The sequence below is a fragment of the Salegentibacter sp. BLCTC genome, from assembly GCF_015143665.1.
Taxonomy (GTDB): Bacteria; Bacteroidota; Bacteroidia; order Flavobacteriales; family Flavobacteriaceae; genus Salegentibacter; species Salegentibacter maritimus.
Genome location: NZ_WYEW01000014.1, coordinates 28,847 through 48,709, shown reverse-complemented (window position 1 = coordinate 48,709; position 19,863 = coordinate 28,847). Strand labels below are relative to the sequence as shown.

14 protein-coding genes are annotated in these 19,863 nt (G+C 36.5%); 6 read left to right on the top strand and 8 right to left on the bottom strand.

What is annotated here, in order from left to right:
• Positions 1-949 precede the first annotated feature (949 nt).
• Both rpiB and GUB10_RS15025 read left to right on the top strand, forming a co-directional pair.
• Positions 950-1,384, top strand: coding sequence for a ribose 5-phosphate isomerase B (gene rpiB / locus GUB10_RS15030; RefSeq protein ID WP_193712286.1), 435 nt, complete (start codon positions 950-952; stop codon positions 1,382-1,384).
• A gap of 185 nt (positions 1,385-1,569) precedes the next feature.
• Positions 1,570-2,007 (top strand): GNAT family N-acetyltransferase, encoded by a 438-nt coding sequence (locus GUB10_RS15025; RefSeq protein WP_193712285.1) that lies wholly within the window; start codon positions 1,570-1,572, stop codon positions 2,005-2,007.
• Positions 2,008-2,041: 34 nt separating this feature from the next.
• On the opposite strand, the gene GUB10_RS15020 is transcribed toward GUB10_RS15025, so the two are convergent.
• The 6 genes from GUB10_RS15020 to GUB10_RS14995 form a co-directional block, all read right to left on the bottom strand.
• Positions 2,042-3,676, bottom strand: coding sequence for a S41 family peptidase (locus GUB10_RS15020; RefSeq protein WP_193712284.1), 1,635 nt, complete (start codon positions 3,674-3,676; stop codon positions 2,042-2,044).
• Positions 3,677-3,707: 31 nt separating this feature from the next.
• Complete coding sequence (gene rnpA / locus GUB10_RS15015; RefSeq protein WP_193712283.1) at positions 3,708-4,088, bottom strand: ribonuclease P protein component; 381 nt, start codon at positions 4,086-4,088, stop codon at positions 3,708-3,710.
• Between the two features lie 253 nt (positions 4,089-4,341).
• Positions 4,342-6,192, bottom strand: a complete 1,851-nt coding sequence (locus GUB10_RS15010; protein WP_193712282.1) for a M1 family metallopeptidase — start codon at positions 6,190-6,192, stop codon at positions 4,342-4,344.
• A gap of 127 nt (positions 6,193-6,319) precedes the next feature.
• A complete protein-coding gene (locus GUB10_RS15005; RefSeq protein WP_193712281.1) occupies positions 6,320-7,993 on the bottom strand; it encodes a S8 family peptidase in 1,674 nt (557 codons plus the stop codon).
• A 39-nt stretch (positions 7,994-8,032) separates the two neighbouring features.
• The gene (locus GUB10_RS15000; RefSeq protein WP_193712280.1) at positions 8,033-8,896 is read right to left on the bottom strand and encodes an MBL fold metallo-hydrolase; all 864 of its coding nucleotides are present in this window, start codon (positions 8,894-8,896) and stop codon (positions 8,033-8,035) included.
• A gap of 206 nt (positions 8,897-9,102) precedes the next feature.
• Positions 9,103-10,887, bottom strand: coding sequence for a cation:proton antiporter (locus GUB10_RS14995; RefSeq protein WP_193712279.1), 1,785 nt, complete (start codon positions 10,885-10,887; stop codon positions 9,103-9,105).
• A gap of 190 nt (positions 10,888-11,077) precedes the next feature.
• Here GUB10_RS14995 and GUB10_RS14990 point away from each other — a divergent pair, with 190 nt between their 5' ends.
• On the top strand, positions 11,078-12,988 hold the full coding sequence (locus GUB10_RS14990) for a sodium:proton antiporter (protein ID WP_193712278.1): 1,911 nt from the start codon (positions 11,078-11,080) through the stop codon (positions 12,986-12,988).
• Here GUB10_RS14990 and GUB10_RS14985 read toward each other — a convergent pair.
• Both GUB10_RS14985 and lepA read right to left on the bottom strand, forming a co-directional pair.
• Positions 12,985-13,746 carry a YebC/PmpR family DNA-binding transcriptional regulator gene (locus tag GUB10_RS14985; protein WP_193712277.1) on the bottom strand — a complete coding sequence of 254 codons (762 nt, stop codon included), beginning with the start codon at positions 13,744-13,746 and terminating at the stop codon, positions 12,985-12,987. The two genes, GUB10_RS14990 and GUB10_RS14985, sit on opposite strands and share 4 nt — an antisense overlap.
• A 107-nt stretch (positions 13,747-13,853) precedes the next feature.
• Positions 13,854-15,650 (bottom strand): translation elongation factor 4, encoded by a 1,797-nt coding sequence (lepA, locus tag GUB10_RS14980; RefSeq protein WP_193712276.1) that lies wholly within the window; start codon positions 15,648-15,650, stop codon positions 13,854-13,856.
• Positions 15,651-15,967: 317 nt separating this feature from the next.
• Here lepA and GUB10_RS14975 point away from each other — a divergent pair, with 317 nt between their 5' ends.
• The 3 genes from GUB10_RS14975 to murQ all read left to right on the top strand — a co-directional run bounded on the left by GUB10_RS14975 (position 15,968) and on the right by murQ (position 19,812).
• On the top strand, positions 15,968-17,239 hold the full coding sequence (locus GUB10_RS14975; RefSeq protein ID WP_193712275.1) for a sugar MFS transporter: 1,272 nt from the start codon (positions 15,968-15,970) through the stop codon (positions 17,237-17,239).
• A gap of 13 nt (positions 17,240-17,252) precedes the next feature.
• A complete protein-coding gene (locus GUB10_RS14970) occupies positions 17,253-18,827 on the top strand; it encodes a beta-N-acetylhexosaminidase (RefSeq protein WP_193712274.1) in 1,575 nt (524 codons plus the stop codon).
• Between the two features lie 169 nt (positions 18,828-18,996).
• Positions 18,997-19,812 (top strand): N-acetylmuramic acid 6-phosphate etherase, encoded by an 816-nt coding sequence (gene murQ, locus GUB10_RS14965; RefSeq protein WP_193712273.1) that lies wholly within the window; start codon positions 18,997-18,999, stop codon positions 19,810-19,812.
• The last annotated feature ends 51 nt before the right edge of the window (positions 19,813-19,863 follow it).

The following is a 19,863-nucleotide window of genomic DNA, read 5'->3' as shown; positions in this document are numbered from 1 at the left end:
GAGAAGTGCAAATACTTAATTTTTTCTTAATTTTAATTTAAGCTTAATTACTTGCTTTAGCCCCATCTTTGAAATACTTTTTAATCTTGTTTGTATGAATAAAGCTAAAAGAATATCACTCCTTTTTGTTCTTATTTTTCTCTTTGGATTGATAGGATTTGCTTTATCTATAAATATTTCCTTAAACCGAAAAAACAAAGTTAATATCAAATCTGCCCAACTGTATATGGATCAAACAGTTAGTTATTCTAAAAAACCGGTTTACTATTTAAATTAATTCAAAACACTTAAAAACAGACACTTAAGACCTCTATAAACTATATTTCTACCTACTTTCAGTATAGGTTATTTGTTCGTAGTTCTTTAAGCCTTATACCTCTCTCATCAATTTTAAAAATCAACCAAATTTTATTTTTTAGCATAGCAGTCAATGTTATTAACAATATATATAATTATCTTTTTTTCTTCTTTTTTTAAAAATTAAAACTAATGATTATTATAGGCTGTTAATTTGTGGCATAATTTTTTTGAGCTTTTCTTGGTTTTTAAGTTAGTTAAGTTTGATAACAACTTATTAACATACTTCTAAAACTGTAAGGAACTGAAAATCTTGGTATTTTAATATTTACTTAACAAAAGTTAATAATCGACTCTTAATATCTTATTTGGATAATTAGAAATAAAAATACTGTTTATAACCTGTTTTTATATGCTGATAACTTCTCCAAAAATAACCGACTTATTATTTGATTTACCGGCTAAAATTTCTCTATTGAAAATTAAATTCAATGGCACAAATTAATTTCTAAGTTTCTCATCAATGCTTATCCACAATATAATGTCAATACTAAAGCCTTGATTTATAAGAGTATTTAAAAAGTAATTAACAATTGAAAATAGCGGTGTTACTAAGTGGTTTTTTTACCTTTGCGCAGCTAAAACATTAATTATGAAAATTGCAATAGGAAACGATCACGCCGGTACCGGATACAAGAAAAAAGTTGTTGATTACCTTAAAAACAAGGGGATAGAAGTTATTAACTATGGTACAAATAACGACGACAGTGTAGATTACCCAGATTTTGTACATCCGGTAGCCCACGATGTTGAAAACCAAAAAGTAGATTTTGGAATTATTATTTGCGGTAGCGGAAATGGTGCTAATATGACGGCCAATAAACACCAGGGTGTACGTTCTGCTTTATGCTGGACTGCTGAAATCACTAAACTGGCAAGAGAACACAATAACGCCAATGTTTTGAGTATTCCCGCCAGGTTTGTATCAGAACCCCAGGCAGTAGATATGGTAAAAGTTTTCCTTGAAACCGCTTTTGAAGGTGGAAGACACCAAAAACGAGTAGATAAAATTCCGGTTGAAAACTAGAATTTTTTGTTATAATTGAGACTGTCTGAAAAGTATAATTTCGTCAAGATTAACTTGTTTTCAGCTTCTAACCTGTTTTGAATATCAACAATGTAGGTTCTGAAATGAATTAAGAATGACGATTAAAAAACTTTTCAAACAGTCTCTTTCTTTTATTGTTTTGGAACACATATTATAGGAAAAATATGGAGATTCTTATTAAAGATTTCAATGAACTTAGTCTTGAAGAGCTTTACCAAATATTGCAACTTAGGTCTGAAGTTTTTGTGGTAGAACAGGATTGTGTTTACCAGGATATAGATGGGAAAGATCAAAATGCACTACATATTTTAGGCATTAAGAATGGAAAAGTAGTTGCCTATACGCGCTGTTTTGATAAAGGATTTTACTTTGAAGAAGCCGCTATTGGCCGGGTGGTGGTACATAAAGCTGAACGTGCTAATGCTTACGGCCATCTTATACTAAAAGCTTCGGTAGAAGCTATTAAAGAACGTTTTAACACCGAAAATATCAAGCTTTCTGCCCAAAAATACTTAACCGATTTTTATGAAAGCCATGGCTTTGTTCAAACCGGTGAGGCTTACCTTGAAGATGGAATTCCACATATTGCAATGATAAAATAAATATAATATACTTATAATCAATATTTTAATTTTGTTATTTTAAAACTTGTGAATAGCGTTGGGGGTCGTTTAAAATAGATTTTGCCTCAAGAATTTCAGGATTGTTTTCAACATAATATTTATACAAACCTTCTTTATAGAAATAGCGTTTTATAATTTCATCGGTTAAAATACTTACTATTTCGTGTTTCTTTTCATCTAATTCTTTCATTTTTTCAGCGGCAATTTCAGTTGAAATACTCTTATAATGATTAAGGATATCCTGTTCATAACCTTCTTTGGAAGCAGTGGCAAGTAGTTCTTCAAGTTCCTGTTCTGTAGCGGTTTTATACCGAAAATTTGTACTTTTTAAGAAGCTTTTAAAATTGTTGAAATCTGTATCTGTAAACTTAAAAGATTCAGGAGACTCAAGCTCATTATTATAGTAATAATCTGTCGCGAAATTAAAAATTGCGTTCTCTGCCAGTAAAGCATTGGTAATAGCACTGTATTCTGAAGTTTCCAGTTTTACATCGGGAGAAATGCCACCTCCATCAAAAACACTACGTCCGTTTCGGGTTTTAAACTCATTAAAATCTTTTGCTGTACGTTTTATAGCTTTGCCCTCTTCATCCCTTTCAGCATAGTTTAAAGCCTGTATACAGCGGCCGCTGGGGGTATAATAACGTGAAATGGTAATTTTAAGTTGCGTACCATAGGCAAGCTCTTTTGGGCGTTGTACAAGGCCTTTTCCAAAACTTCTGGCACCAACTACCACTCCCCTGTCTAAATCCTGAATAGCCCCTGCCACAATCTCACTTGCAGAAGCGCTACGCCCATTTACCAGAACCACTAAAGGAATTTGAGTATCTATAGGTTCTTTTTGGGTTTGATAGGCTTTATTATACTTTTCAATAACAGATTTTGTAGTGGTAATTAATTCGCCTTTAGGTAGAAAAATATTGCTCACATTAATGGCTTCTGTTAATAAACCACCGGGGTTTCCACGTAGATCTAAAATAATTTCTTCTGCTCCCTGGTTTTTTAAATCTTTTAATGCCCTAATGGTTTCTGAAGAAGCTTTCGCATTAAAGCGGGAAAGTACAATATATCCTATTTTTTCGTCTATAAGTTGATAAAAAGGAACCGCTTTTATTTGAATAGCACTTCGGGTTAGTTGAGTGGTTTTAATTTCTCCCTGGCGTTTATATTTTAAATTGATTTTTGAATTTGCATAGCCATTTAATAACTCACTAATATCATTCCCATAATCGGCTACTTTTATGCCTTCTACCTCAATAATTTTATCCCCTGCTTTTAAACCGGCTTTATCGGCGGGATAATTTTTATAGGGTTCCATAATTAACAAAGTAGTGTCCATAACCTGAACTGTAGCACCTATACCCGTGTATTCGCCCGAATTACTTATTCTGGCGGCTTCTACATCCTGTTCATTCCAGTAATTGGTATAAGGGTCCAAATCTGCCAGCATAGCTTTTATTGCGGTATCCATTAAAGCTGCAGGATTGGTTTCATCAACATAATTCATATTGATTTCCTTAAAAAGCGTGGTGAAGATTTCAATTTGTTTGGCAATCTCAAAGAAATCAGATTTAAATCCAAAACCGCTGAATATGAGCGTGGCACCCAAACAAATTACCGCAATTTTTTTTGTGAGTTTCTTTTTCATTTTTAAATATTTTCAAGTAAAATTAGGGTAATTAGCGAGCTTTTTTCTCCTGTTCTATAAACCTTTCAATAAGCTTAACCATGGTTTTATTCATTTCCTGGAAACTAATTTTATCCCTGGAAATATAAATAAACATCAAAGCATAAGATTGAGGTAGATTATTGATTACAAGATACTTATTTTTTCTGAAAGCTTCCCGCATCAATCGTTTAATTCGGTTGCGACCCACGGCGGTTTTTACCAGTTTTTTAGGAACTGAAACCCCGGTTTTGCAATGGGTAATTTCAGGATTGGTGATTGGGAGATAAATAAGTTTTAACGGATATTTTTTAACCGATTTTCCCTCCTGAAATAAAATATCTATAAGTTTTTTGCTCTTTAGCTTTTCTTCTTTTCCGAAACTTTCATCCATACGTCAAAAGTAAGCATAGTTTTAAGTTCTCTATTAAAATTTTAAGTGGAAATAAATGGAATAACAAGCTATAAGGATTGAATTATATACATTAACCTGAACTTGTTCCAGAGCCTGCTCCGAAATTTTTCGGAGTTCTAGCAAATTTAGATTCTGAAATAAATTCAGAATGACGATAGGAAAACTGATATAAAAAAAGACCTCACAGGTTTCAATAACCTGTGAGGTCTAAATTCTAATTTAAAAATTATTACTACTCTTCTTCTTCCGTTGTAGAAGCTTCTTCGGCAGTATAAAGGTTGTCGTCTCTATTAACATCGGCCATTAATTGAGATTCGTCTATTTCTATACTTTCTATCTCGCTAAGTGGTTTTTCTATGTTAAGCTTGTAAGTAGGATAAGCCCAGGCCCAATCATCGGCTACGGTCCAGTTCTCATGATCGGCAGGTTTTTCCCAACGCATTAATTGCAAAGGAATATAGATCATTTCTTCTTCCCCATTGTTATAACGCACGGTAACATCTAAGGGCATTGGCATAAGTCCTTTACGCTCTAAAGTAACTGTAGTTGAATTATCACCGCCTTCCGTAACTTCTTTAATTCCATAGTCTATAGTATTGGTAGTGCGCGTCCAATCGTTTAAATACCAATCTAATTCTGCCCCTGAAACTTTTTCGGCAATCCTAATAAAATCATTTGGGGTTGGGTGTTTAAATTTCCACTCGTCGTAATAGCGTTTTATGGTTTTATCTAAATTATCTTTCCCTATTACATACCCTAATTGAGCAAGGAAAACAGCTCCTTTTGAGTAGGCTGAAGCTCCATAAGCAGCATTTAAATTATACCTGTCGGCCTGCGTGGTTTGTGGTTGTTCAACTCCAGAGTTCGCCAATTGTATATATGAACGGTAAGAACCGGTAAATGGGTTTTCGGCATAAGTTTCCATAACCTGGTTCATAGCAGCGCTGGAAATATAACTTGTAAAACCTTCGTCCATCCATTCGTGTTTACTTTCGTTGGTAGCCATTAAATGTTGAAACCAGGCATGAGCCAATTCGTGAGAAGTTACCCCAACAAGGCTTCCAAAGCTGCGTTCTCCCGTTATTAAGGTTATCATGGCATATTCCATTCCGCCATCTCCCCCCTGGGCCACAGTATATTGATCCCAGGGATATGGACCGATATTTTCATTGAAAAATGCTAATAGACCTTCGGTTTTATCCTGAAGATTTTTCCAGTTTTCTTTTATTTCATCGTTGTCTTTATAGAAAAAGTGAAGCACAGTTCCGTCGGCAGCGGTTCTTTTATCATGAATATACTCCGGGTCTGCCGCCCAGGTAAAATCGTGTACTTTTGGCGCTACAAAATGCCAGGTATGGGTATCTCCTTTTGCTTTCACTTCTTTATCGGAATATCCATGACCAATTTCATCGGGGTTTTGCAGGTATCCTGAAGCAGCAACGGTATAATCTTTATCCAGGGTTAATTTTACATCAAAATCGCCCCAAACACCGTGAAACTCACGCCCAATATAGGGTGCTGCATGCCATCCTTCAAAATCATATTCGGCCATTTTAGGAAACCATTGGGTCATAGAAAGGGCTACCCCTTCTGCACTATTTCTTCCAGAACGGCGAATTTGTTTTGGCACCTGGCCTTCAAATTCCATATTGAAAGTAGCTTTTTCTCCCGGTAAAATAGGTTCATCCAGGGTTACTTCCAATACAGTACCAACTTCTTCAAAGGAAAGATCGTTCCCGTTTTGATCCAGGCTGGATACTCTTAAATAGCCCTGTTCTTCTTCACTTAATTTAGAGATGCGATCTCCTACTCTCCTATCGGGATCATTAATAGTCCTGGACCTAACGTCCATTTCGCTTCCCGGCTGAAAAGCATTAAAATACAAATGATAAAAAACGCGGTTTAAGGTATCGGGAGAATTGTTGGTATATACCAATTCCTGAGATCCGGTATATTGAAAATTTTCAACATTCATATCTACCTCCATCTTGTAATCTACGTGTTGCTGCCAGTAGCCGGAGTTGTTTTGAGCGCTGACCAGAGAGGTTGCAACAAGGGCCAGACATACTAATAATTTCTTCATGTTATTGTGGTTTTTATAATCTACTTAAATTTTATTGGCACCGCCAAAGGTTATGATACCCCCAGTCTTGCCTTTAAATTAAAAAATTGTTTCCAACGAATGCCTCGTGGGCTTGCCCCGAGGTAGTTTACTTGGTTTGAGAGGCTAAAATAAGGGCATTGTAAAGGTTTACCATTTTACCTGACTTAGATAATTCTTTAAAGTCTTGCACGTTGTTTCTGTCCCCTCCTACAATTACATCGGCATTAGTAGTTAAGCCACTATCCATAATTATTTGCTTTACCTGTGCAGCGCTTAATTTTGGATAAAAAGAGCGAATAATTGCTGCTACCCCGGCTACAGCAGGTGCAGCCATAGAAGTACCCTGTAGGTATTCGTATTCATTATTTGGGGTTGTAGACCAAATTTTAGTTCCCGGGGCAAAAACATCTACGTTTGCTTTCCCGTAGTTAGAGAAATTAGCCAATAATTGTGCGCCATAATCAAAATTAAGAGCACCTACCGTTAAAAAGTTATTTGCGATTTCCTGAGGGGCTTCAGGGTTTTGATCGTTGGGGTAAACGGTATTTTCATCTAAATTAAGGCTTTCATTTCCTCCGGCATTTACAATTAATACATCATTTTTTTCAGCATATTTAATGGCTTCTATTACCCATTCAGGATTTGGCGAAAAGTATTTTCCGAAGCTGGTATTAATCACTTTTGCACCATTGTCTACTGCATAACGAATAGCCAGGGCAATATCTTTATCGTATTCATCTCCATCTGGCACTGCACGTATAGCCATAATTTCCACATTATTGGCTACCCCGTTTATGCCAATATTATTGTTTCTTTCTGCAGCAATAATTCCGGCTACGTGAGTACCGTGTTTAAGATCTTCTTTCTCTGGATCAGGTCCCATAACATTGCCGTTACCGTATTTGGTATCGGTAATATCGTAAGGATCGTCTCCTACGGGAGCACGGCCATCCAGTTCTAAATTAAAATGGGTGTCTAATCTACCGTCATAATAAGCAATGCCTTCATCTAATTCTTCCAGCGCTTCGGGAATATTTTCATTTACGTTATTCTGAATTTGCTGTAACATAGCTTTGTATTGAGCCATTTGCCCTGTAGCTTGCATGTCATTAAGCTCTTCTATAGTGTAATTCTCTTTACCAAGTTGCGAAGAAACAGCCTGGTGTGCAGCTACCAATTGTTTTTTTATTTGCTCATATTGATTTCTATTTTGAACCGTTTCCTGGTACTCTTTTTCGTACTCCTGTTTAGCTTCCTGGTAGTAGATAAATTCGGCGCGATCTGCTGTGCTTATAGAACTTGCGGTTTTCCCTTCATATTTTGGTTTTAAACGCTTATAAATTCGGGTATATTCCATATTTTCCTCTACGGCATCCCCCAGGAAGTTCCAGCCGTGTACATCGTCTATATAACCGTTGTTATCGTCGTCTTTTCCATTTCCGGGAATTTCATCGGTATTGGTCCAAAGAACACCTTCAAGATCTTCGTGCTCAATATCAACCCCACTGTCTATTACGGCCACAATGGTTTTTTGTCCTTTATTATTTTTAATTATTTCTGAATAAGCCTTTTCAACACTCATTCCGGGAATAGTGTCGGTTACAAGATCGGCACCCCCCCAGCCTTTTAGTTGGGTTTCAGTAAGATCATCTATTTTAAGTGGAATTGAATCTATATTGGCTATTGGGGTAGAAACTATTTTGGGTGAGCCACTTCCGCAGGAAGCCAAAATAAGCGCGCTTCCCATAGCTAATGCAGGTTTTAAAAAAGGTATCTTCATTATTTATATAAATTGTTTAATATTTACTAACGGAATTATTTAATTGAAAAGTTGGTTAAAAGTAAAGCTTTTGTCCAGCCTAACTCCTTTTTCGGTGTTTTTTACAGTGATAATCTCATTATGCGCATCGTGTTCGAGGAACAAATAATACTTTTCATCGGCCGCTTTTTTCAAGAATTTTTCTTTTTCAGACAATGTAAGTAATGGCCGGGTATCATAACCCATTACATAAGGTAATGGTATATGACCTGCGGTAGGCAATAAATCAGCCATAAAAACAAGGGTTTTATCTTTGTATTTAATGTGAGGTATCATTTGTTTATCGGTATGTCCATCTACAAACAATACGCCAAAATTAAATTCCTGTGCTGCCGTAAAAATTTCATTTTCCTTACGATTTAAAAAATGAAGTTGGCCACTTTCTTCCATGGGCAATATATTTTCGGGCAGAAAGGAGGCTTTTTCACGGGCATTGGGTTCTGTAGCCCATTTCCAGTGTTCTTTATTGCTCCAAAATTTCGCGTTTTTAAAAGCTGGTTCATAACCGGTTTTATCTTTGTTCCATTGTATGGCACCCCCCACATGGTCAAAATGAAGGTGGGTTAAAAACACATCGGTAATATCGTCGCGATGAAACCCGTATTTTTTAAGAGATTTATCTATAGAATGTTCGCCCCAGGGATAATAATAACCAAAGAATTTTTCACTTTGTTTATCGCCCATCCCTGTATCTATAAGCGTAAGTTTATCGCCATCTTCAATTAAGAGGCAGCGCGCTGCCATATTTATCATATTATTAGAATCGGCCGGATTTGTTCGGTTCCAAAGGCTTTTAGGTACAACCCCAAACATAGCACCACCATCCAGTTTAAAATTTCCTGATTCTATAGGATATAATTTCATAAGCTTTAATTTAGGTTTTGCAAATTACTAAAAGCAATACACATGCACTGCTAAAATTCTGTTAGCAGGCATGTTTTAAAGCTTAAAGTTAAGAGTAAAACGCATCGCGACAAGATAACGAGTCTAAAACGAAAGTTTTATTGGTACCGCCAAAGGCTACAATACCCCATTGTAAAATTTCAGTTTATTGGCTTACAGTTAAAAAACTATTCTAAATAGATCACTTTTTCACCTTCGGTAATTGTATCGTTGTAATGGAAAGGCCTTATAACACCTTCGGTATTAACTATAAAAAACGGCAAAATAGAATCTTTATCTCCTTTATGTTCTTTAACCCATTGGCGGGTAGAGATTTCTTCTTTAATGGTTAAGGTGTGTTCTTTAAAGTCTCCATTGCTAATTTTTAATGCCCAGGGTTCCAGTTCGGTTTTATTTGCAAAAAGTGAAGTTGCCTTAATTTTGTCTAGCATATTTACATCTGTACCGGTTTCACTGGGAGATACCAAAACAATTTTATTGGGAATATAAAATGCATCATCTGCAAGTTGTGCGGCAAGGTAATTTATTTCACTATTCCCGGTAAGGCCAATAAAGGTACCTTTTTCTATGGCGTTTGCATCTTCAAAGGTTTCTTCTTTTAGAATATTACCATACATACTGTTGAAGCCTTGTTTTTTAGCTTCAGCCACCATTTCCCGGTTAGCATCTATAAGTACCACTTCATTTTTATTCTGAAGTTTTTTTGCCATGTATAATCCAAGCGGGTTGGCACCTAAAATAATATAACCATTTCTGGATTCCTGGTGTACCAATTCGTTTCTACTCCTTAGCCATTTTGTAGTCCAGGTTAATAATAACGGAACTGTTAATGTGGTGAAAATGGCCATAAAAACCAGTATAGAAAAGATCTCACTGTTTATAATACCCATTTGTAAGCCAATACCTGCAATAATAATTTCTACAGCACCACGCCCATTCATTCCGGTTCCTACCGCAATACCTTCGCGCCAGCCATAACCACTGGGAAGGTAAAACAAGGCTGTACCGAATATTTTTCCTACCATGGCCATTAAGGTAACAACAATAAGCATTGCAAGGTCTGTTTGAAAGACCTCCAGGGTTACATTAAATCCTGCGGAAACAAAGAATATAGGAGCCAAAAAACCTATGGAAATATCGTGAAATATGTTGTTAATGTCTTTAGAAATTTGGCGATTAAACACACCATCCCTAATAAACAAACCAGCCATAAAGGCTCCTAAAATACTGTGTAAACCGGCTACTTCAGCTAGTTCTGAAAAACCTAAAACAATAATGAGAATTAGGGTAAAATGAAGTGTACGGCTATTAATTTTGGATTCCATTAAAAACCTACCCAATAATGGTAAAAGATATATCCCTGCCAGTGCTGTAAAAACAAAAAATAAGATAGCTTTTCCTGCAACCCAGGCCAGTCCAAGAGTGTCTATACTTCCTGCATCTACATAACTTATAATTCCGGCAAAAATCACCAGTGCAAGGGTGTCAGAAATAAGTGCCCCGGCCATAAGTACGTATGCTATACGGGTATTGAGTAATTTTAAATCTACTAAAATTCGACTTTTGGTAGCTAAAGAAGTGACTGCTACGGCTATGGCTACAAAAATGGCAGCCATTTGGGTTCCGCCAAAATATATAATAGTGTAATAACCTAATACAAAAGGAACTATAAACCCGCCAATAGCAGCTAAAAGTCCTGGCCAAGAGGCTTTTCCAAGATCCCTAAAATTAATTTCCATGCCTATATAAACCATAAGTAGAATAATTCCTACTTCGGCCAGCACATTAATCATTTCTGAAGTTTCGAGTAGTCCCAACATGGCAGGACCTAACACGATTCCTATGATTAATTCGCCTAAAATAGCAGGATAGCCCAGTTTTTTGGCTGCCGATCCGCCTAACCAGGCACTTGCTAAAATGATCAGTAAATTGAGAATATTTAATTCTTCCATAGAACAAAATTTAGACAATTAAGGCTACAAAATATTACTATTTTCACAATATATAGGTAAATACCTGAAATAAATGGAAGTGAAAATAAAAAAAAGTTTTTTTATTTTAAAAAACCTGAATTCCTTATATACTTGCGGTTAAATCGAGCTATTTTTGTAAATAGCAATTTATAGCTAAAACAGTGTACGCATGTTAGAACTGGCAAGTTTGGTAATATTGGGGATCCTGGCGCAGTGGTTAGCCTGGAAAATTAAAACCCCGGCAATTTTACCACTGATATTAATTGGGCTTTTGGTAGGGCCTATTTCAACATTAATTAGTGAAGATGGAACCAAGTGGGTTGAACCTATTTGGAACGGTACTGAAGGTTTGTTCCCGGGAGAAAGCCTTTTTTACTTTGTATCCCTTGCTATTTCAGTAATTCTTTTTGAAGGGGGTTTAACTCTTAGAAAGAGTGAAGTTGGCAATATTGGTCCTGTAATTTTAAAGTTAATTAGCGTGGGTACCATAGTAACTTTTTTAGGTGCAGGTCTTGCAGCGCATTTTATTTTTGATCTCACCTGGCAAATATCCTTCTTATTCTCGGCGTTGATTATAGTAACCGGCCCTACGGTAATCGCTCCTATCCTACGAAATATTCCTTTAAAAACCCATGTTTCATCTATTTTAAAATGGGAAGGAATACTTATAGATCCCATTGGTGCGCTTATTTCTGTACTTATGTTTGAATTTATTAGGGTTGAAGGTGGACAGGACTTTACACAAACGGCCTTAATTGAATTTGGTAAAATCTTACTGTTTGGCTTTACTTTTGGCTTTACTTTCGCCCATTTATTGGCGTTCTTGATTAAAAAGCAAATTATTCCACATTATTTACTAAATGTTTTTACCCTGGCAACCGTTCTTGGCGTTTTTGTTATGGCCGATATGTTTGCACACGAAAGTGGCCTTTTAGCGGTGGTAATTATGGGAATGGTAATGGGAAATAAGGACCTGCCAAACATTAAAGAGTTATTGTATTTTAAGGAATCCCTTAGTGTTTTACTTATTTCAATTTTATTTATACTACTAGCTGCAAACATTGAAGTAGAGGAGCTCTTGCTTATATTTAACTGGAACTCGCTTATTTTATTTGGAATAGTAGCACTATTGGTGAGACCAATAGGTGTAATTTTAAGTTCCCTTGGTTCTGGTTTAAAAGTTAATGAAGTGGCTTTTATAAGCTGGGTAGGCCCCAGGGGTATTGTGGCCGCAGGTATAGCATCGTTATTTGGCCTGCGCCTGGCTCGAGAAGGTATTGAAGGCGCCGAATATATTACGCCATTGGTGTTTATGATTGTACTTTGCTCGGTTTTATTAAATGCGGCTACAGCAAGGCTTTTTGCACGTTTAGTAGGGGTTTTTATTAAAGATTCTCAGGGAGTTTTAATAATTGGTGCTTCTTCAATTTCAAGATTAATAGGGAAATATTTACAGGATAATAAACGCCATGTAGTGCTGTTGGATAACAATTCAGATAATGTTAAAAAAGCACGGAAACTGGGAATTGAAGCTATTGAGGGGAGTGTCTTTTCAGATGATTTGATGAATAATATCGAGTTGAATGACATTGGTTACCTTATGGCAATGACCGGAAACAGCGATATTAATAAAACCGCCATCGCAAAGTTTAAAAAACAATTTGGTGAGAATGGTTCTTTTAGGCTTATTACTGCAGATGAAATGAATAATCCGGAAAAGAACCCAACCGAAGGCCTGTTTTCACATACCGATGATTATATAAAACTTACGGATGTTTCTAGAAATTATCCAAAAATTCATGAAGTAGCGCTTAATAGTAAGGAGCATTACGAAGGACTTATAGAGATTTCTAAAACCGATACAGATATTATTCCGCTTTTTGTGAAAAGTAAGAATGGAAATTTAACTATTATCCCATCCCACAGCTCTGAAGTTGAAATAGAAGAGGGATATCAATTGGTTTATCTTGGTAAGAAAATTCAAAGAGAAGAGGAAGTTGAAGAGGCTTATGATGAAACGATAGACGATTCAGAGACAGAAGAAGAAATAAAAACAAAGAATGAGCAGGAAAGTAACTAATCTTCCTGCTCTAATTCTGCTACTAACGCATCGGTGATTTCCATATTGTGATAAACATTCTGGACATCGTCGTCGTCTTCAAATTTTTCGGCGAGGCTTAGTATTTTTTTGGCATCATCTATTGGTAATTCTAAGGTATTCATAGGAATACGTTGAACTTCAGAAGATTTAACCTCTATATCCAATTCTTCTAATTTAGCCGCCATTAATCCAAAATCGGTAAAATCGGTATAGATTGTAATAAAATCATCTTCTTTTTCAATTTTTGAAGCACCACCTTCAATAAGTTCCAGTTCAAATTCTTCCAAATCCATTGCTATTTTTTCTCTCTCAATGGCAAAAACTCCTTTTTTGTCAAAAAGAAACTCTAATGAACCGTTGGTACCAAGGTTTCCGCCATTTTTTGAAAATATAGAGCGTACCGAAGCTACCGTACGGTTGGTATTATCTGTAGTACATTCAATAAAAAATGCTATTCCGTTAGGGCCATATCCTTCAAAAGTTACCAGTTCATAATTATCGGCATCAGCTCCACTAGCCTTCTTTATAGCGCGTTCTATGGTGTCTTTGGGCATATTTACACCCTTGGCATTGGCAATGGCATTACGTAAGCCGGGATTAGCTTCAGGGTCTGGCCCGCCACCTTCTTTTACCGCTACACTAATTTCCTTGATTGCCCTGGTAAATTGCTTTGCTCGTTTTTTATCCTGCGCCCCTTTACGGTGCTTTATATTTGCCCATTTACTATGTCCGGCCATGGTATTTGAGTTTTAAATTGGTAGACTTACAAAATTAAGAAAATGTGGAAAATAAAAAACCTCGCAGCAAGTGTGAGGTTTTTATCAATTTTTATAAGTTTTTAAGTTTAATCATTCAGCTTTAAAACTGCCATAAATGCTTCCTGTGGAATTTCAACATTTCCTACCTGTCTCATTCGTTTTTTACCTTTTTTCTGCTTTTCCAGAAGCTTTCTTTTACGGGAAATATCACCTCCATAACATTTTGCGGTCACATCTTTTCTAAGTGCCTTTACCGTTTCACGGGCAATAATTTTAGAACCTATAGCCGCCTGTATTGGAATATCAAACTGTTGTCTTGGAATTAATTCTTTTAACTTTTCACACATTTTCTTTCCAATATCGTAGGCGTTATCTACGTGTAGTAAGGCAGAAAGTGCATCAACAATATTTCCATTAAGTAAAACATCTACTTTTACAAGTTTAGACTGTCGCATTCCTATTGGAGAATAATCAAAGGAAGCATAACCTCTGGAAACCGTTTTTAACCTGTCGTAAAAGTCAAAAACAATTTCGGCCAAAGGCATGTCAAAACTCAGCTCAACCCTTTCAGGAGTTAGGTAAACCTGGTTGGTGATTTCTCCTCTTTTTTCTATACAAAGCGACATTACATTCCCAACATAATCGGCTTTTGTAATGATGGTGGCTTTAATAAATGGCTCTTCTACCCGGTTTAGGGAAGAAGGTTCGGGTAAATCAGAAGGGTTATTAACCAGAATTAGATCGTCTGGATTTTTATTGGTGTAGGCGTGGTAAGACACGTTAGGTACGGTTGTAATTACCGTCATATCAAATTCACGCTCTAATCTTTCCTGAATAATTTCCAGGTGAAGCATTCCTAAAAAGCCACAACGGAAACCAAAACCTAATGCGGCCGAACTTTCTGGTACAAATACTAAAGAAGCATCGTTAAGCTGGAGTTTCTCCATAGAACTTCTTAGCTCTTCATAATCTTCGGTGTCTACAGGGTAAATACCGGCAAATACCATAGGTTTTACATCCTCAAATCCTGCTACGGCTTCGGTGGTAGGGTTTTTGGCATCGGTAATGGTGTCACCAACTTTTACTTCCCGGGCGTCTTTAATTCCGGTAATTAGATACCCTACATCTCCTGTTTTTATTTCTTTACGCGGAAATTGCTTTAAACGTAAAGTTCCTACTTCATCGGCAAAATAGTTCTTATTGGTCGCTACAAACTTTATGTTCTGGCCTTTTTTAATAGAACCGTTAATAACTCTAAAATAAGTCTCAACTCCACGGAAAGGATTGTATACCGAGTCGAAAATAAGAGCTCTTAAAGGTGCATCTATTTTTCCGCTTGGAGGTGGAACTCTTGTAATAATTGCTTTTAAAATTTCTTCAATCCCCAAACCTGTCTTAGCACTGGCGGGAATAATGTCATCATGATCACACCCCAAAAGATCTACAATATCATCGCTTACCACTTCAGGATTGGCACTTGGAAGATCTACTTTATTAAGCACCGGAATAATTTCAAGATCGTGTTCCAGGGCTAAATATAGGTTAGAAATTGTTTGCGCCTGTATGCTTTGTGCGGCATCTACTATTAATAATGCCCCTTCACAGGCAGCGATAGAACGGGAAACTTCGTAAGAAAAATCTACGTGTCCCGGAGTATCTATAAGGTTTAAAACATATTTTTCGCCTTCATATTCATAATCCATCTGTATGGCGTGACTTTTAATGGTAATGCCACGTTCGCGTTCTAAATCCATACTATCCAGTAGCTGTTCCTGCTTTTCACGATCGGTCACTGAACCTGTAAAATCTAAAAGTCGATCTGCCAGGGTACTTTTTCCGTGGTCAATATGGGCGATTATACAGAAGTTTCTTATATGCTTCATCGGGTATTTTTAATAATTGAATTCCTAAATGGCTAATCAATAAATTTAAGTTTACAAATATAGTTTATTTCATAGTCCAAAAAAGAAAGATAGAATATAAGAATTCTAAGAAATTTGAATCCCATACTATAGATTTTGAAATTTATTTAGATAAAAAAATATTGTAACTTTTAGTTAATTATAAAAAAACTTACTTAAGTATACAGCAGTTGTAAAAAAGTTTCTTTTTTTTGTAGGAAACATTTTTGTTATAATTTTCAAAAAAGGCGTTAAGTTTAGCCTAAAATAAATACTAATATTAATTAAGAAACACACTTATGGCTGCTAATACCGCAACTAGTCAACCCAAAAACAACACCAGTAGATCTATTATCATTATTGGGGTTTTATTTTTCATCTTCGGATTTGTAACCTGGTTAAACTCGGTACTTATCCCATTTTTAAAAACTGCCAGCCAGTTAAATAACTTTGAATCTTACCTCGTGGCTTTTGCTTCATATATTTCATATTTTGTAATGGCTATACCTGCCGCCTGGGTTTTAAAAAAGATAGGTTTTAAAAATGGTATGTCTTTAGGATTAGTTGTAATGGCGGTAGGAGCCCTGGTTTTTATACCTGCTGCAATGTCAAGAACTTATGCCATGTTTCTTTTTGGTTTGTTTGTTCAGGGAACCGGTTTGGCCCTTTTACAATCTGCCGCCAACCCATATATCACTATTCTTGGCCCTATTGAAAGTGCGGCCAAACGAATAAGTATTATGGGAATTTGTAACAAGGTAGCCGGAGCTTTGGCACCTATTATTTTTGGAGCCATTTTGCTTAAAAATATGGATGCCGTAGAAGCCAGGTTAGAGGGAATGAGTGCCGTAGCAAAAACAGCCGAGTTAGATAAACTTGCCTCTCTTGTAATTACGCCATACATTATAATGGCCGTAATATTGGTAGGTCTTGCCGTACTTATTTATTATTCGGCTTTACCGGAAATTGAAACCGATGGGGAGGATGATACTGTTGCGGCTGCCAATAAAAATAAAACAAGTGTACTCCAGTTCCCCAACTTATTGTTGGGTACCCTTGCTATGTTTTTGTATGTTGGGGTTGAAGTAATTGCAGGAGATACCGTAATTAGTTATGCAAAAGACGGGCAGGGTATAGCTACAGGAGTAGCTAAATTCTTTACCACCTATACCTTAATAGCCATGATTGTGGGTTATTTAATTGGTACGGTAACTATTCCAAAATACATTAGCCAGCAAAAGGCATTGCAAATTTCAGGTATTTTAGGGATAATCCTTGGTCTATGCGCCATCTATACCGATGGTTATATTTCGGTACTTTGTATTTCCCTTTTAGGTCTAGCCAATGCCCTTGTATTCCCGGCAATTTGGCCTTTAGCGCTTAATGGTTTAGGTAGATTTACAAAAATAGGATCTTCTTTTCTAATTATGGCACTTGCAGGAGGGGCTATCTTACCTTTGGTTTACGGATATTTAGCTGATACTTTTGATCCTCAAGCTGCTTATTGGATTGTGATTCCTTGCTATTTATATATCTGGTACTTTGCTGCCAAAGGACATAAGATAAGATAAAAACTTTTTTATTATGAAAACTTTTAATATCAGGTTTAGTTTAGTGTTTTTAATGTTTTTTCAATTGGGTTTATCCGCACAAGAATCCAATATTGAAAAACCGGCAATCATCCCGCAGCCAGCAGAAGTTGAGTGGAAAGACGATTTTTTTACACTTCAGGAAAGAACAGTGGTTTGTTTTAATACCGGTGCAGAAGCATCGGCTGCCTGGCTGCATAGATTGCTGCAAAATACGTATACGCAAAGCTATACCATGAAAGGAGATAATTGTAACGGTTTTAATTTAAATCTTAACCCAGAACTAGAAGAAACCCTGGGAAAAGAAGGTTACAATTTAGATATTTCTTCAAGTACCGTTAACTTAGAAGCGGCCACAGAAGCCGGACTTTTTTATGCTATACAGACCCTGCGCCAAATCTTGCCTGCCGGGATTGAAAATGAAAAAGTTTTGGAAGAGATTCAACTTCCTCAAGTTTCAATTACAGATAGCCCAAGGTTTGCGTGGCGTGGTACTATGCTAGATGTGGCTCGTAGTTTTTTTGGTCCAGATTATATTAAAAAGCATATAGATCGAATGGCTTTTTACAAGTTAAATAAGCTTCATTTACACTTAACCGATGACCAGGGATGGCGTATTGAAATAAAACAAAAGCCTAAATTAACAGAATTAGGAAGTAAGGGTGCGGTAAAAGGAGGAAGATCTGGATTCTTAACCCAGGAAGAATATAAAGAAATTCAGGAATATGCGGCAGCAAGAAATATTGTAATTGTGCCTGAAATTGATATTCCGGGACATATTTATGCGGCTTTAATGGCTTATCCTGAGCTAAATTGTGATGATTTAAGCAATATTGAACCTAAAAGAGCAACCCCTCCGCAACTTTTCCATGGTTATGAAGTGGGGTGGAGTAAATTCTGTCTCGATAAACCTGAAATTTACGATTTTGTAAGCACAGTATTAGGCGAAGTGGCCGAAATTACTACAGGAGATTACCTACATATTGGAGGAGACGAAATAGAAGATGAACGCTATAAAGAATTTGTAATAAAAGCAGATTCTATTGTACAGGGGCTTGGAAAAACAACTATAGGTTGGGAAGAAGTAACGCAGGCTGCTGTAGATACTACGTTTATTAGTCAGCGGTGGAATGGAAAGACAAAGAGCGTTGTAAAAACCCCAGTTATAGAATCTATTTGTTCAAGTTTTTATTTTGATCACGCCAATGTTCCAGGGCAGAAAATGACCAATAATTGGTGCCAGGAAAGAGGTGTTTCATTAAAAGATACTTATACTTTTAAAGTTACTAACCCAAATACAATTGGGGTAGAGGCTCCGGTTTGGACCGAGATGGTACTATCGGACGAGGCTGCAGACGATAGATTTTGGCCTAGAAGTATTGCCATGGCAGAAGTGGGATGGACTAAGGATGAAAACAAAGATTATAATGGCTTTTTAAAACGCCTGGGCGCACAAGGGCTACGACTTGACTTTATGGATGTAAATTATTTTAGAAGTCCGGAAGTAGAATGGAACAGCGATCCTAAGAAGGGTGTTTTTTCAGATTTTATGCCAGAATCTAAATATTAATTATTTTAGATAATTTTACTGAAAACATAGAACTGTCTGAAAAGATTTTTTCGATAAGCTGAACTTGTTTCTGCTCCTGATTTATTTCTTGTAAGAAGGAAATCTTGAAATGAATTATAGAAAACGATTTAAAATCTTTTCAGGCAAATTCTTTTAATTAAACTTAATCATGGAACATACCAATCCCGATACCGAAAAAACATCTAAGTACAATAATTTAGAAAAGATGAGTACTTCGGCTTTGCTCAGCAATATTAATAAGGAAGATAAAAGTGTTTCAGAAAGTGTGGAGAAAGAGCTTCCTGCCATCGAAAAGTTGGTGGATGCCATTACTCCAAAAATGGAAGCTGGAGGAAGATTGTTTTATATTGGAGCGGGAACAAGTGGGAGACTGGGTGTTTTAGATGCTTCTGAATGTCCCCCAACATTTGGTGTTTCAAATCAGTTAGTAATCGGCTTAATTGCCGGTGGAGATACGGCCTTAAGAAATGCTGTAGAAAACGCAGAAGATGACACACAACAAGCCTGGAAAGATCTTCAGGAGTATAATATCTCAGAAAAAGATGTATTGGTAGGCCTTGCTGCCTCGGGAACCACCCCTTATGTAATTGGTGGAATAAAAGAGGCTCGTGCCAAAGGTATTATTACCGGTTGTGTTACCTGTAGTTCAGGTAGCCCATTGGCGGCAGCTTGTGAATTTCCGGTAGAGGTAGTTACCGGGCCCGAGTTTGTAACCGGAAGTACAAGAATGAAAGCCGGTACAGCCCAAAAACTTGTACTGAATATGATATCTACTTCGGTTATGATTAAGCTGGGGCGTGTAAAGGGTAATAAAATGGTAGATATGCAACTTTCAAATAAGAAACTGGTTAGTCGCGGCGTCCGTATGATTATGGAAGAATTAAATGTAGATGAAGCAGAAGCTTCAAAACTGCTACAAACCCACAAGAGCGTGAGAAATGTATTGGCTCAATATAAGGCTTAAGAAAGCTTTAGTTTTCTAAGGTTTTAATATTTTATTCTACTTTAATATTCC

What these genes read in the sequence shown, in the direction of transcription:
- rpiB (WP_193712286.1), top strand. Translation starts at nt 950, where the DNA reads ATGAAAATTGCAATAGGAAACGATCACGCCGGTACCGGATACAAGAAA.
- GUB10_RS15025 (WP_193712285.1), top strand. Translation starts at nt 1,570, where the DNA reads ATGGAGATTCTTATTAAAGATTTCAATGAACTTAGTCTTGAAGAGCTT.
- GUB10_RS15020 (WP_193712284.1), bottom strand. Translation starts at nt 3,676, where the DNA reads ATGAAAAAGAAACTCACAAAAAAAATTGCGGTAATTTGTTTGGGTGCC.
- rnpA (WP_193712283.1), bottom strand. Translation starts at nt 4,088, where the DNA reads ATGGATGAAAGTTTCGGAAAAGAAGAAAAGCTAAAGAGCAAAAAACTT.
- GUB10_RS15010 (WP_193712282.1), bottom strand. Translation starts at nt 6,192, where the DNA reads ATGAAGAAATTATTAGTATGTCTGGCCCTTGTTGCAACCTCTCTGGTC.
- GUB10_RS15005 (WP_193712281.1), bottom strand. Translation starts at nt 7,993, where the DNA reads ATGAAGATACCTTTTTTAAAACCTGCATTAGCTATGGGAAGCGCGCTT.
- GUB10_RS15000 (WP_193712280.1), bottom strand. Translation starts at nt 8,896, where the DNA reads ATGAAATTATATCCTATAGAATCAGGAAATTTTAAACTGGATGGTGGT.
- GUB10_RS14995 (WP_193712279.1), bottom strand. Translation starts at nt 10,887, where the DNA reads ATGGAAGAATTAAATATTCTCAATTTACTGATCATTTTAGCAAGTGCC.
- GUB10_RS14990 (WP_193712278.1), top strand. Translation starts at nt 11,078, where the DNA reads ATGTTAGAACTGGCAAGTTTGGTAATATTGGGGATCCTGGCGCAGTGG.
- GUB10_RS14985 (WP_193712277.1), bottom strand. Translation starts at nt 13,746, where the DNA reads ATGGCCGGACATAGTAAATGGGCAAATATAAAGCACCGTAAAGGGGCG.
- lepA (WP_193712276.1), bottom strand. Translation starts at nt 15,650, where the DNA reads ATGAAGCATATAAGAAACTTCTGTATAATCGCCCATATTGACCACGGA.
- GUB10_RS14975 (WP_193712275.1), top strand. Translation starts at nt 15,968, where the DNA reads ATGGCTGCTAATACCGCAACTAGTCAACCCAAAAACAACACCAGTAGA.
- GUB10_RS14970 (WP_193712274.1), top strand. Translation starts at nt 17,253, where the DNA reads ATGAAAACTTTTAATATCAGGTTTAGTTTAGTGTTTTTAATGTTTTTT.
- murQ (WP_193712273.1), top strand. Translation starts at nt 18,997, where the DNA reads ATGGAACATACCAATCCCGATACCGAAAAAACATCTAAGTACAATAAT.